Annotated in this window: 9 protein-coding genes; 1 reads left to right on the plus strand and 8 read right to left on the minus strand. The window is 57.3% G+C overall.

Annotated features, from left to right (window positions below; translation table 11 throughout):
* Positions 1-42: 42 nt before the first annotated feature.
* From glgP to asd, 6 genes are all read right to left on the minus strand, one after another.
* Positions 43-2490 carry a glycogen phosphorylase gene (gene glgP / locus NG99_RS17430; RefSeq protein WP_034895641.1) on the minus strand — a complete coding sequence of 816 codons (2448 nt, stop codon included), beginning with the start codon at positions 2488-2490 and terminating at the stop codon, positions 43-45.
* Positions 2491-2509: 19 nt separating this feature from the next.
* Positions 2510-3943 (minus strand): glycogen synthase GlgA, encoded by a 1434-nt coding sequence (gene glgA, locus NG99_RS17435; RefSeq protein ID WP_034895642.1) that lies wholly within the window; start codon positions 3941-3943, stop codon positions 2510-2512.
* A gap of 81 nt (positions 3944-4024) precedes the next feature.
* Positions 4025-5314 carry a glucose-1-phosphate adenylyltransferase gene (glgC, locus tag NG99_RS29730; protein WP_034895643.1) on the minus strand — a complete coding sequence of 430 codons (1290 nt, stop codon included), beginning with the start codon at positions 5312-5314 and terminating at the stop codon, positions 4025-4027.
* A gap of 12 nt (positions 5315-5326) precedes the next feature.
* On the minus strand, positions 5327-7312 hold the full coding sequence (gene glgX / locus NG99_RS29735) for a glycogen debranching protein GlgX (RefSeq protein WP_034895644.1): 1986 nt from the start codon (positions 7310-7312) through the stop codon (positions 5327-5329).
* Positions 7309-9495, minus strand: a complete 2187-nt coding sequence (glgB, locus tag NG99_RS17450; RefSeq protein ID WP_034895645.1) for a 1,4-alpha-glucan branching enzyme — start codon at positions 9493-9495, stop codon at positions 7309-7311. The genes glgX and glgB overlap by 4 nt, the downstream gene beginning before the upstream one ends.
* 499 nt (positions 9496-9994) lie before the next feature.
* The gene (gene asd / locus NG99_RS17455; RefSeq protein WP_034895648.1) at positions 9995-11104 is read right to left on the minus strand and encodes an aspartate-semialdehyde dehydrogenase; all 1110 of its coding nucleotides are present in this window, start codon (positions 11102-11104) and stop codon (positions 9995-9997) included.
* A gap of 213 nt (positions 11105-11317) precedes the next feature.
* Between asd and NG99_RS17460 the strand changes: the two genes are divergently transcribed.
* Positions 11318-11911, plus strand: coding sequence for a YhgN family NAAT transporter (locus NG99_RS17460; RefSeq protein WP_034895650.1), 594 nt, complete (start codon positions 11318-11320; stop codon positions 11909-11911).
* Positions 11912-11986: 75 nt separating this feature from the next.
* On the opposite strand, the gene gntU is transcribed toward NG99_RS17460, so the two are convergent.
* Complete coding sequence (gene gntU, locus NG99_RS17465; RefSeq protein WP_034895651.1) at positions 11987-13327, minus strand: gluconate transporter; 1341 nt, start codon at positions 13325-13327, stop codon at positions 11987-11989.
* A 9-nt stretch (positions 13328-13336) separates the two neighbouring features.
* The gene (gene gntK, locus NG99_RS17470; RefSeq protein ID WP_034895655.1) at positions 13337-13870 is read right to left on the minus strand and encodes a gluconokinase; all 534 of its coding nucleotides are present in this window, start codon (positions 13868-13870) and stop codon (positions 13337-13339) included.
* Positions 13871-14047: the final 177 nt, after the last annotated feature.

Here is a 14047-nt window from a genome sequence, read left to right on the forward strand (position 1 = left end):
AAAAAAAGGGCGGAAGAGATTCCGCCCTTTTACCTTTCTGGTCTACAGCCGAATCGGTTTTATCCCCCAAATCTCATCGGCGTACTCCTGAATGGTTCTGTCTGAAGAGAAATAGCCCATGTTGGCAATATTCAGCAGCGCCTTGCGGGTCCATTCCTCAGGGTGACGATAAAGTTCATCCACCTTATCCTGCGTATCCACATAGCTGCGGTAGTCGGCCAGCAGCTGATAGTGGTCGCCAAGATTAACCAGCGAGTCAAAGATATTGCGGTAGCGGCCTGGCTCCTGCGGGCTGAACGCGCCGGTGGCAATCTGCGTCAGCGCCTGATGCAGTTCGGCATCCTGCTCATAGATTTGGTGCGCGTAATAACCGTTGCTGCGCAGCGCCTCGACCTGTGGAGTGGTGTTACCGAAGATAAAGATATTCTCTTCACCGACGTGCTCCAGCATCTCGACGTTGGCGCCGTCCAGCGTGCCGATGGTCAGCGCGCCGTTGAGGGCGAATTTCATGTTGCTGGTTCCCGAAGCCTCGGTTCCCGCCAGTGAAATCTGCTCGGAGAGATCCGCTGCCGGAATGATGATCTGCGCCAGGCTAACGCTGTAGTTGGGAATAAACACCACCTTCAGCTTATTTTTCACCAGCGGATCGCTGTTGATCACCTTCGCCACGTCGTTGATCAGATGAATAATGTGCTTCGCCATGTAGTAAGCCGAAGCGGCCTTACCGGCAAAAATGTTGACGCGCGGCACCCAGTCCGCTTCAGGATCTTCCTTGATACGGTTGTAGCGGGTGATCACATGCAGCACGTTCAGCAGCTGGCGCTTATATTCGTGAATACGCTTAATTTGCACGTCAAACAGCGCGTGCGGATCGACAACCACATCCATTTTCTGCGCAATATACTCAGCCAGCCGCTTTTTGTTATGCAGCTTGGCCGCGGTAATTTGCGCCAGAAAGCTAGGGTAATCAATATGCTGCTTTAGCTCATCCAGCTGGCTCAGCTCGGTGCGCCAGTTGCGGCCAATGGCCTCATCCAGCACGCCGGACAGCGAAGGGTTAGCCAGCGCCAGCCAGCGACGAGGCGTCACGCCGTTGGTTTTATTACAGAAGCGGCCAGGGAACAGCGCGGCGAAATCAGCAAACAGGGACTGTACCATCAGGTTGGAATGCAGCTCAGACACGCCATTCACTTTGTGGCTGACCACCACGGCCAGCCAGGCCATGCGAACTTTTCGGCCGTTGTTCTCATCGATGATGGAAATGCGCGACTGCAAATCCCAGTCGTCCGGGTAATAGTCCTGAATGGTTTTCAGGAAGTAGTCATTGATGTCGAAAATAATTTGCAGGTGGCGCGGCAGAATTTTGCCGATCATATCCACCGGCCAGGTTTCCAGCGCTTCCTGCATCAACGTGTGGTTGGTGTAGGAGAACACCTGACAGGTGACCTCGAACGCATCATCCCAGTTATATTTGTGCTCATCGATCAGCAGGCGCATTAACTCCGGGATCGCCAGCACCGGGTGGGTATCGTTGAGGTGAATGGCGATTTTGTCGGCCAGGTTATCGAAGGTATGGTGCAGCGCCCAGTGGCGGCTGAGAATATCCTGCACCGTGGCGGAAACGAGGAAGTATTCCTGACGCAGACGCAGCTCCCGCCCTGAATAGGTGGAGTCATCGGGATAGAGCACGCGGGAAACGTTTTCCGAATGGTTCTTATCCTCCACCGCCGCAAAATAATCCCCCTGGTTGAATTTCCCCAGGTTGATTTCATTGCTGGCCTGGGCCGACCACAGCCGCAGGGTATTGGTGGCATCGGTATCGTAGCCAGGGATGATCTGATCGTAGGCCATCGCCTGCACTTCTTCGGTTTCGAGCCAGCGTGAGCGGCTGCCCTCATGCTGGATCCGGCCGCCGAAGCGCACCTTGTAGCGGGTATTAAAACGCTGGAACTCCCAGGGATTGCCGTACTCCAGCCAGTAGTCCGGCGACTCGGCCTGGCGGCCATCGACAATATTCTGTTTAAACATGCCGTAGTCGTAGCGGATGCCGTAGCCGCGCCCCGGCAATCCTAAGGTCGCGAGGGAATCCAGAAAGCAGGCGGCCAGACGCCCTAACCCGCCGTTGCCCAACCCCGGATCGCTCTCTTCTTCAATCAGATCCTCCAGGTTGAACCCCATCTCCTCAAGCGCGGCCTGGGCATCGTCATAAATGCCCATTGCCAGCAGCGCGTTTGAAAGCGTCCTGCCGACCAGAAACTCCATCGACAGATAATAGACCTGGCGCACATCCTGGGAGAGCTGCGCACGGCTGGATCGCAGCCAGCGCTCCACCATCCGGTCACGTACCGCCAGCAGCGTGGCGTTCAGCCACTCGTGCTTGTTGGCGATTGAGGGGTCCTTGCCAATGGTAAACATCAGTTTATAGGCAATGGAGTGTTTCAGCGCGTCGACGCTGAGCGTGGGAGCGGTATAGGTGAAAGGTGCGTTCATATCAAATTTCCCATAGCCATTACAACAGTCGTTGATAGAGATCGCGGTAGGCCACGGCGGCCACCTGCCAGCTAAAATCCATCCCCATCGCCTGGCGTTGCACATAGCGCCAAAGTGAAGGACGGGACCACAGAACAAAGGCACGGCGAATTGCCCTCAGTAAAGACCAGGCGTTGCTGTCCTCAAACACAAACCCGCTGGCCATGCCGTCAGCAAGGTTCTCCAGCGAACTATCGTTAACCGTATCCGCCAGCCCGCCGGTACGCCTGACCAGCGGCAGCGTACCGTACTTCAGACCATAGAGCTGGGTCAGGCCGCAGGGCTCAAAGCGGCTTGGCACCATAATGATATCGGCCCCGCCCATGATGCGATGCGAAAAAGCTTCGTGGTAGCCAATTTGCACGCCAACCTGACCAGGATACTCGGCAGCAGCGGCAAGAAATCCCTGTTGCAGCACCGCATCGCCAGCGCCCAGCAGCACCAGCTGTCCGCCCTGCTCCAGCAGGCCCGGCAGCGCTTCCAGCACCAGGTCCAGCCCTTTTTGCCTGGTCAGGCGGCTGACCACGGCAAACACCGGCACCTTGTCATCAATTTTCAGGCCCATGGTTATCTGCAGCTGGCGCTTGTTCTCCACCTTAGCATCCAGCACGTCGCGATTGTATCGCGCCGTCAGCAGCAGGTCCTGCGCCGGGTCCCAAATCGTCGGATCAACCCCGTTCAGGATGCCGGTCAGCCTGCCCTCCAGCTGGCGCTGGCGCAGCAGATCCTCCATGCCGTAGCCAAATTCGGGGAGCGTTATCTCACGAGCATAAGTCGGGCTGACGGCAGTAATATGATCGGCATAAAACAGGCCCGCCTTCAGGTATGAGATCTGATTATAGAATTCCAGACCGTGCATGTTGAAAAAGGACCAGGGAAGCTGGATCTGTTCCAGATGATGTGCGGAGAACAGCCCCTGATAAGCCAGGTTGTGTACGGTGAACACCGACTTTGCCGGCCTTCCTCTGGCTGCAAGGTAGGCACAGGCCAGCCCCGCGTGCCAGTCGTGCGCATGAACCACCTCAGGCCGCCAGTACGGATCCAGCCCGCAGGCAATTTCACAACCCATCCAGCCCAGTAAGGCAAAACGGAGGTAGTTATCCGTATAGGCAAACTGTGACTCGTCGTGATAGGGGCTGCCGGGCCGATCGTACAAGCCCGGCGCGTCGATCAGGTAAATCCCCACGCCATTGAATTGCCCATAGTGCAGCTCAACGTAGCCCGCGAACGTTTGCAGCCTTGCCACGACCTGCGTATCGGCGATCCCTTTTTTCAAATCAGGGAAACCCGGTAGCAGCACTCTGGTATCAATGCCTTCTGCAATTTGCGCCGCAGGTAATGCCCCAACAACATCAGCAAGCCCGCCGGTTTTCAGCAGCGGGAAAATTTCTGAACAGACATGTAAAACCTGCATTATCGGCTCCTTTACTGTGTGCTGACGCGGTCCTCCGCATCAAAAACTTGCCCATTCCGACCTGACTGCTTTTTAATGTGATTAATTACGCCAGCCCAGCCTGGCCAGCATGGATCGCGTCACCAGCACAATCCCCTCTTCCGAACGGTAGAAACGCCGCGCGTCGTCATCGGGATTCTCTCCGATTACCGTTCCTTCAGGCAGTTCGCAGGCGCGGTCAATCACGCAGCGGCGCAGGCGACAGGAGCGTCCCACGATCACATCCGGCGAAAGAACCGAGGATTCGATATTGCAGAATGAGTTGATTCGCACGCGTGAAAACAGTATCGAGTTCACCACCACCGAGCCGGAGATAATGCAGCCGCCCGACACCAGCGAATTCATGGTCATACCGTGACTGCCCGAACGATCCTGCACAAACTTCGCCGGCGGCAGCGGCTCCATATAGGTGCGGATCGGCCAGTCGCGATCGTACATATCCAGCTCTGGCGTGACGGAGGCAAGATCGAGGTTAGCCTTCCAATAGGCTTCGAGCGTGCCGACATCGCGCCAGTATGGCGGAGAAGACTCATCGCTTTGTACACAAGAGAGGCTGAAGGAGTGCGCCAGCGCCTCGCCGGTTTCCACCACCTTCGGTAAAATGTCCTTGCCGAAATCGTGATTTGACCCGGGATTCTTCATATCCTCTTCCAGCAGCTCATAGAGATAGTCTGCGGTAAAAGCATAGATGCCCATGCTTGCCAGCGCCTGGGTTTGATCGCCTGGCATAGACGGCGGATCGGCCGGTTTTTCAAGAAACTCGACCACTTTGTTGTCGTCGTTGACGGCCATTACGCCGAAGGCGCTGGCCTCTTCAATCGGCACCGGCAGGCAGGCAATGGTGCACCTGGCCTCATTCTCCACATGATCGAGCAGCATCCGCGAATAGTCCATTTTGTAGATATGGTCGCCCGCAAGGATCACGATATATTTCGCCTGATAACGACGAATAATGTCGAGGTTCTGGGTGACCGCGTCGGCCGTACCGCGATACCAGTGTTCCGTTGAGAGCCGCTGCTGCGCGGGAAGCAAATCGACAAACTCGTTCATCTCTTCGTTGAGGAAGGACCAGCCGCGCTGAATGTGCTGCACCAGCGTATGGGACTGGTACTGGGTGATCACCGCGATGCGGCGGATCCCCGAGTTCAGGCAGTTCGACAGGGCAAAATCGATAATGCGAAATTTGCCGCCGAAGTGGACGGCTGGCTTGGCGCGTTTGGCGGTAAGATCTTTTAACCGGGTGCCACGTCCACCGGCCAGGATGAGGGCTACAGTTTGCGTCGGCAATTGTCTTGCCAGCATCAGGGGATCGTTCTTCTCTGATTTGATCATGTCTGACTCCTGTTATGATTGCTTTTGGAACACGCACACACCGTGCGCTGGTCCATGCCAGACAGTTATAAGGATCGGGTTATCATCCCCGGCGAAGGGCGGAATGGCGTGCCATTGCCCCTGAGGCAGTACTAAATCGCACACTTCTTCGGTGGCGTTAAGCGTGATTAACCAGTTCTCCGACAGGCGAATTTGCAGGCGGCGCGCTCCCTGCTGCCACTCCTCTGCGCTTAGCGGCTGGCCGTTCGGGCCCAGCCACGCTACGTTTCCATCCCCTTCCTGCCACCAGCGATCGTTCTGCAGCGCAGGGATCTTTTTGCGCAGATGGATCAAAGCGGCAGTGAAGTTAAACAGCCCGCTGTCGTTATTTTCCCAGTCGAGCCAGGTCAATTCGTTATCCTGACAGTAGGCGTTATTGTTGCCGTGCTGGCTGTGGCTGTGTTCGTCTCCGGCCAGCAGCATCGGCGTTCCCTGAGCCAGCAGCAGCGTGGTCAGCATCGCATGGACGCTGCGGCGGCGGTGTTCGGCCACCAGCAGCGGCGCGTTCAGCCCCTCTACGCCGTGGTTATGGCTGTAATTGCTGTTGTTGCCGTCGCGATTATCTTCCCCGTTGGCTTCATTGTGTTTATCGTTAAAGCTGACCACGTCGCACAGGGTGAAGCCGTCGTGGGCCGTCACCAGGTTGATGCTGGAGGAAGGCGGCCTTCCGGCCTGCTGGAAAAGATCGCTGGAGGCGGCAAAGCGCCTCGCGAACTCGCCGTTAGCGATATCGCCATACAGCCAGAAGCGCCGGACGACATCGCGGAAATGGTCGTTCCATTCGGCAAACGGCGGTGGGAAATTCCCGACCTGATAGCCGCCGGGGCCAATATCCCAGGGTTCGGCAATCATCTTGCACTCAGACAGCACGGGATCGGCCGCCAGCGCCTGAAACAGCTCGGCGTCCCGCCGGTATTCGGGCGTCCGACCCAGCACGGTGGCAAGATCGAAGCGAAAGCCGTCAACGTGGCACTCTTCCACCCAGTAGCGCAGGCAGTCCAGCGTCCAGGTCATGACCTGCGGGTGGCTGATGTTCAGCGTGTTGCCACAGCCGGTCCAGTTCTGGTATTCACCCCGCTCGCTAAGCCAGTAGTAGCTTTTGTTGTCCACGCCGCGTTTTGACAGGGTTGGCCCGGTCTCTTCAAGCTCCGCCGTATGGTTGAATACCACGTCGAGGATCACTTCAATCCCCGCAGCATGAAGCGCCTTTACCGCCTTCTGAAACTCATTCCGGGGGTGAACGCCGTTGACGCCAGACGCATAGCGCGCGTCCAGCGCATAGGGCGCCAGCGGGTTATAGCCCCAGTAATTGCTCAGCCCCAGCCGCAGCAGGCGCGGCTCATGGGCAAAAAAGGCCACCGGCAGCAGCTCCAGGCTGGTAATACCCAGCCGTTTGAAATAGCTGATCATCACCGGATGCCCCAGCGCCATGTAGGTGCCCTGAATCTCCGGTGGAATGCCGGGGTGGCGCTTCGTCAGGCCGCGAACGTGCGCTTCATACAGCACCGTAGATCCCCATGGCACGCGCGGAGGCTTGTCGTCTTCCCAATCAAAGTCGTCGGCCAGCACCACGCTCTTTGGCGCAACGGGCGCGCTGTCCTCGGTATTCATTTCAGTTTCCCCGCACTGAAAACGCGGGTCATCGGGGACTTCGCCCTCCACTTCCCGGGCGCAGGGATCGACCAGCAGCTTGTGGGGATTAAAGCGGTGCCCGGTTTCCGGCTGCCAGGGGCCATACACCCGGTAGCCGTAGCGCTGCCCCGGCTTGATGGCGTTCAGATAGCCGTGCCAGACATCTCCGGTGCGGCCGGGTAAGTCCATCCTGGTTTCCCTGCCCTGCTCATCGAACAGGCAGAGTTCAACCCGTTCGGCATGTTGGGAGAACAGGGTGAAATTCACCCCTTTGCCGTCATAGGTCGCGCCCGCAGGCGTGGCTTTTCCGGGACGCAGCGGGCTCATGTCGCCTCCCTGGCTAGCCAGACGGTCGACAGCGGCGGCAGCGTCATGCTGACGGAGTGCTCACGATTGTGGCTGGGGTGCGCCTCGCTGTGGATCGCGCCCTGATTGCCCGTATTGCTGCCGTGGTAGTACCCGGAGTCGGTGTTGAGCACTTCCCGCCAGCTGCCAGCGCCGGTAACGCCAAAACGGTAGTGCTCACGGGTAACCGGGGTAAAGTTGCTGACCACCATCAGTTCGTTGCCGTCACGATCGCGGCGGACAAAGACAAACACCGAATTTTCAAAGTCATCCACCACCAGCCACTCAAAGCCCATCGGATCGAAGTCCAGCTGATAGAGCGCAGGATGAGCGCGGTAGGTATGGTTCAGGTCGCGCACCAGCCGCTGTACGCCGTGGTGCCAGTTGTCCTGCCCTTCAAGCAGATGCCAGTCCAGGCTGACGTCATGGTTCCACTCTTTGCCCTGGGCGAATTCGTTACCCATAAACAGCAGCTTTTTACCGGGGAAGGCGAACAGCCAGCCGTAGTAAGCCCGCAGATTGGCAAACTTCTGCCAGGCATCGCCCGGCATGCGATCCAGGATAGAACGCTTGCCGTGCACCACCTCGTCATGGGACAGCGGCAGCACAAAGTTCTCGGTCGAGTTGTAGAGCATACCGAAGGTCATATTGTTGTGATGATGCTTGCGGTAGACCGGATCCAGCTTCATATAATCCAGGGTGTCGTGCATCCAGCCCAGGTTCCACTTGTACCAGAAGCCCAGGCCGCCCATTTCCTGCGGGCGCGAGACGCCGGGGAAATCCGTTGATTCTTCCGCCACGGTAATCGAACCCGGCGCCGCCGTGCCAAGCGCACGGTTGGTGTAACGTAGAAAGGCGATAGCTTCCAGATTCTCTCTGCCACCCAGGTGATTAGGCACCCACTCCCCCTCGGCGCGGCTGTAGTCGCGGTAGATCATTGATGCCACCGCATCTACGCGCAGCCCGTCAATGCCAAAGCGTTCAATCCAGTAGAGCGCGTTACCGGCGAGATAGTTGCTGACCTCGCGGCGGCCGAAGTTATAAATCAGCGTGTTCCAGTCCTGGTGGTAACCCTGGCGCGGGTCGCCGTGCTCATACAGTTCGGTGCCATCAAATTTAGCCAGCGCAAAATCATCGGAAGGGAAATGGCCTGGCACCCAGTCCAGCAGCACATTCAGCCCGGCCTCGTGAGCGGCGGCGACAAAATTACGAAACTCATCGCGGGTGCCGAAGCGCCGGGTGGGGGCGTACAGTCCGGTAGGCTGGTAGCCCCAGCTGCCGTCAAACGGGTGCTCGTTGACCGGCATCAGCTCAAGGTGGGTAAACCCCATCTCTTTTGCATAGGGCACCAGTTGCTCGGCCAGTTCTTTGTAGCTCAGCCAGAAGTTGTTATCGGTGTGGCGACGCCAGGAACCAAGGTGCACTTCGTAAATCGATATCGGCGCGTCGAAATCATTGGCTCGCCTGCGGGCTTCCGGCATCTCCATTTTGGGGGGAATGCCGCAGATCATCGACGCGCTGTCCGGGCGCATTTGCGCTTCAAAAGCATAGGGGTCAGATTTCAGGCGCAGTTGCCCCTGCTGGTCGATTATTTCGAATTTATACAGTTGGCCCTGCACGGCACCAGGAACAAAGAGTTCCCACACGCCGATTTCCTGACGGAATCGCATCGGATGGCGGCGTCCGTCCCAGAAATTAAAATCGCCCACTACCGAGACACGCTGCGCGTTCGGCGCCCAGACAGAGAAGCGAGTGCCGATCACGCCATCAATCACATCGGCATGTGCGCCCATGGTTTCATAGGGACGAAGGTGAGTGCCTTCCGCCAACAGCCAGCTGTCCATTTCGGCCAGCAGCGGGCCAAACCGGTAGGCATCATCGATCAGGTTTTGCTGGCCGTGCCAGGTGACGGCCAGCTGATAGCGGAAAGGATTTTTACGCCTTGGCACCACACCGTGGAAGAAACCGCGGGAGTCGAGACATTCAAGCTGTGCGCATTTTCGGCCGGTATTGGTTTCAATCACCCAAACTTCAGTAGCATCCGGCAACATCGCCCGCACTTCCAGGCCGGAAGCGGTCTGGTGCATACCAAGGAGCGAAAAAGGGTCCGCATAGTGACCAGAAAGTAATTCATTAATAAGCCGACGATCCATAAGCTCGGACATATCTTTCTTCCCGTGATGGATGGCAGGCGACGTCTTCATCCCGAAGAAAAAGGTGAGAAGCGCGCTGCTCTTTATTGAACCAAAAGCACGCTGACGGGAAAGGTACCCATCCTGTGCGAAAACTGCCGCAGTGCGGCAACCTGATCGGATAACTCAGCAACGTTTCGGGTCGTGTCCACTCATCAGTTTCAGCCCGTTATGTTCCAGTGATATTTTTAAGCATAGCCAGGCCGCCATTAAAGCCAGCACCGAAAACATAAAAATATGCCTTTCAGATCAAACTTTCGTAGTTTGATGGCAGCCAAGGCGGAAAAGCGCAGGGGGAAAGGGTGAAATGACGCGCTATGGGCAGGTTCAGGGGGCGAAATGGGGAGGAGGAAAGAAGGTTATCGGGAGATTGCGTGCCGGGTGGCAAAGGTCTTGAAGGGGCCGGGATCAGCCTGTCCACCCGGCCCTTCCAGCCCCTCAGCAGCCGCGTTGCCGCCAGGGGCTTTGGGGTTTAGCCCACCAGCAGACGCAGCATACGGCGCAGAGGCTCCGCTGCGCCCCACAGCAGCTGATCGCCGACGGTAAAGGCGGAGAGATACTCCGGCCCCATATTCAGCTTGCGCAGGCGACCCACCGGCGTTTTCAGCGTGCCGGTCACCGCCGCAGGCGTCAGCTCGCGCATGGTCAGCTCGCGATCGTTCGGGACAACCTGCACCCAGTCGTTGTGCGAGGCCAGCAGCTGTTCGACGTCCTTCAGCGGCAGATCTTTTTTCAGCTTCAGCGTAAAGGCCTGGCTGTGGCAGCGCAGCGCGCCAACGCGGACGCAGAGACCGTCTACCGGAATGGTGGCCGCAGGCTGCAAAATTTTGTTGGTTTCCGCCTGCCCTTTCCACTCTTCCCGGCTCTGGCCGTTCTCAAGCTGCTTGTCGATCCACGGAATCAAACTGCCGGCCAGCGGCACGCCGAAGTTATCGGTCGGCAGTACGCCGCTACGGCCCATCTCGGTGACTTTACGCTCAATGTCGAGGATGGCAGAAGCCGGGTTTTGCAGCTCTTTCGCCACATGGTTGTGCAGCATACCCATCTGGGTCAGCAGCTCGCGCATATGGCGTGCGCCGCCGCCGGAGGCAGCCTGATAGGTAGCGACCGAAGCCCACTCCACCAGATTGTTGGCAAACAGGCCGCCTAGCGACATCAGCATCAGGCTGACCGTACAGTTACCGCCAGCAAAGGTCTTAATGCCCTGGTCCAGCCCCTGCTGGATAACGTGGTGGTTAACCGGGTCGAGGATGATCAGCGCATCGTCATTCATACGCAGCGTGGAAGCGGCGTCAATCCAGTAGCCCTGCCAGCCCGAAGCCCGCAGTTTTGGATAGATTTCAGTGGTATAATCGCCACCCTGACAGGTGATGATAATATCCAGCGCCCTCAGCGCCTCAAGGCTATACGCGTCCTGTAGGGTTCCGGCAGACTGACCGCCAAACTCAGGGGCTGGCTGGCCGTGCTGCGAAGTCGAAAAGAAGACCGGGCGAATGACATCAAAATCGCGCTCTTCCACCATGCGCTGCATGAGAACGGAGCCAACCATGCCGCGCCAACCGATAAGTCCTACTGATTTCATGTTGCACCTGCTGCAGGCCGCTAGCTTGCCCGGCCGTGTTGCGGAGGGGCGGCGGAAGTCCGGCCTGACCTGTTAAAGTTATAAGAAAGAAGTATGGTTAACACCTTACAAAATGCTGGAAAAGTGGCAAGTGAATTAAATCGATTACCGGCATTATTTTAGCAATGCGGCTTATAACGTGCAGCCAACGGCACGAATCTGAGAAGAATAGCGATGACTGAAATGATCTCAGCAACAGTATTATTGTTGCTTATTATGGACCCACTGGGCAATTTACCGATTTTTATGTCGGTTTTGAAGCATCTGGAGCCAAAACGTCGCCGGATGGTGCTAATCCGCGAGATGCTGATTGCGCTGGTGATCATGCTGCTGTTTTTGTTCGCCGGAGAAAAAATTCTCGCCTTTCTCAACCTGCGTACGGAAACCGTTTCAATCTCTGGCGGAATTATCCTGTTCCTGATCGCCATTAAGATGATTTTCCCGTCCAGTGAAAGCAGCAGTAGCGGCCTGTCCGCCGGGGAAGAACCGTTCCTGGTGCCGCTGGCGATCCCGCTGGTTGCTGGTCCTTCGCTGCTGGCGACCCTGATGCTGCTCTCGCACCAGTATCCCGGGCAAATGTCGCATCTGGTTGGCGCACTGCTTATCGCCTGGGGCGCAACGGTGGTGATCCTGCTGCTCTCAGGCATGTTTCTGCGGCTGCTGGGTGAGAAAGGCGTCAATGCGCTGGAGCGGTTAATGGGGCTGATCCTGATTATGCTCGCCACGCAGATGTTCCTGGACGGCATCAGGGCCTATCTGAAGATTTAAAGAAAAAGGCCCAGCGCGGCGGAGAACCGGCTGGGCCTTTCAGCGGCTGCAAAACGTTATCTGCCTTGCGTCACCTCAGGAGAGCAGCTCGAAAGCAATCATACCGACAACGGCGCCGGTAGTGCCCAGAATTGTCTCCATCAGCGTCCAGGTCTTCAGCGTCTGCGCTTCCGTCGCGCCGGTGAAGCGGCCAAACAGCCAGAAACCGGCATCGTTGACGTGGCTGAAGATAATCGCCCCCCCGGCAATACAGATGGAGAGCGCCGCCATCTGCGCGCCTGAGTAGTGCAGCGGTTCAATCACCGGCATGATCAGGCCAACCGCCGTCAGGCAGGCTACCGTTGCCGAACCCTGAATAATGCGCACCGCACCAGCCAGAATAAAGCAGGCCAGCGCAACCGGTAACCCCGCGCCGGTCAGCGCATTGCCTAACGCCGGGCCGACGCCCGAATCCACCAGCACCTGCTTGAATACGCCACCGGCGCCAATCACCAGCAGAATAATCCCGGCGGGCTGGAGCGCGCTGCCGCAAATCTGCATCACACGCTCTTTATCCATCCCCTGCCGGTACGCCAGGCCATAAATGGCGACCAGGCAGGCCAGCAGAATAGCGATAAACGGATGTCCAATAAACTCAAGCCATTGGTACAGTCCTGAGGCTGGGTCGGTAAAGCGCGCGCCGATTGTTTTCAGCCCCACCAACACCAGCGGGAACAGGATCAGCGACAGGCTGAAGCCAAACGAAGGCAGCTTGCTTTCGTCGAATTCAGGATGGCTGGTTTCCGTCGGCAGGGTAAAGGTCACATGACGGCTGATAAAGTTGCCGAACAGCGGGCCGGCTATCAACATGCTGGGGATGGCCGCGCACAGGCCAAGCAGGATCATCCAGCCAAAATCGACGTGCATCTGGGAAGCCAGCAGCATTGGGGCAGGCCCCGGCAGCAGGAAGGCCGCAGAAGCCGCTACGCCAGCAAACAGCGGGATCACCAGCTTCACCAGATTGTCATGCGTTCGCCGCGCCACGGCAAAAGCGATGCTAATCAGCAGCACGATAGCCACTTCAAAGAACAGCGGCAGCGCGCAGATTAACCCGGCAACGCCCATCGCGTAGTGCGCGCGGCTCTGGCCGAAGGTTTTCAACATCCTGATGGCGATCTGATCGACCGCCCCCGTTTCATGCAGAATTTTGCCGAACATCGCGCCCAGCGCGACCACAATCGCCAGGAAGCCCAGCGTGCCGCCCATGCCTTTCTGCATGGTGTCAGCGATTTTATCGAGGGGCATTCCAGAGAAGATTCCGGCCCCCACGGAGACTAACATCAGGGCCACAAAGGCATGCATACGCGCTTTCATAACCAGGAACAGCAGCAGTAAAACCGAACCCGCTGCGGTCAAAACCAGTGTTGCAGTAGCCATACACCCCACTTATTTTTTTATCGTCTCTTCGATAGCGGTAATGGTGGCGGCCACAACCTCGTCCAGCGATTGATTAATATCCACAACCAGCACGCCGCGCTCATCAGCGCCCGGCTCTTCCAGCGTTTCGAACTGGGTTACCAGCATCTGCGGCTTGAAGAAGTGCCCTTTGCGCGCGCGCAGGCGAGATTCGATGGTATCGAAATCTCCCTTCAGATAAACGAACGACAGGTTCTCATTACCCTTACGCAAAATATCGCGGTAACGCTTTTTCAGCGCCGAACAAACAATCACCGAAACATCATTGGTCCGCTGCATCGCAAACGCGGCGTCGTTAATCGCTTCCAGCCACGGCTTACGGTCGTCATCGTTAAGCGGATGCCCTTCGGACATTTTTTGGATATTGGCGCGAGGGTGCAGAAAATCCCCATCGAGAAAAGCCGCTTTTAGCTGGTGTGCAACGGCGTTGGCCACTGCGGATTTGCCGCTTCCTGACACGCCCATCAGTACGAAGACGTGATTGGACGAAGGGGTCGTTTTCATTGTTTATGCTCCGGCAGAGAAGTCGGTGGAGTTGGCATTTGTGGGCCATCTCACAATTGTTATCGGTAACATTGTCTGGATGGTCGCCAGGTAAGGCAACAGCTGGGCAGGAAAAAGCTGGTAAATGTGAAGTAGCTCAAAAAAATGACCGTTTCAGAGTGGGAGAGGCACAAAGAG

The organism is Erwinia typographi, assembly GCF_000773975.1.
Classification (GTDB): domain Bacteria; phylum Pseudomonadota; class Gammaproteobacteria; order Enterobacterales; family Enterobacteriaceae; genus Erwinia; species Erwinia typographi.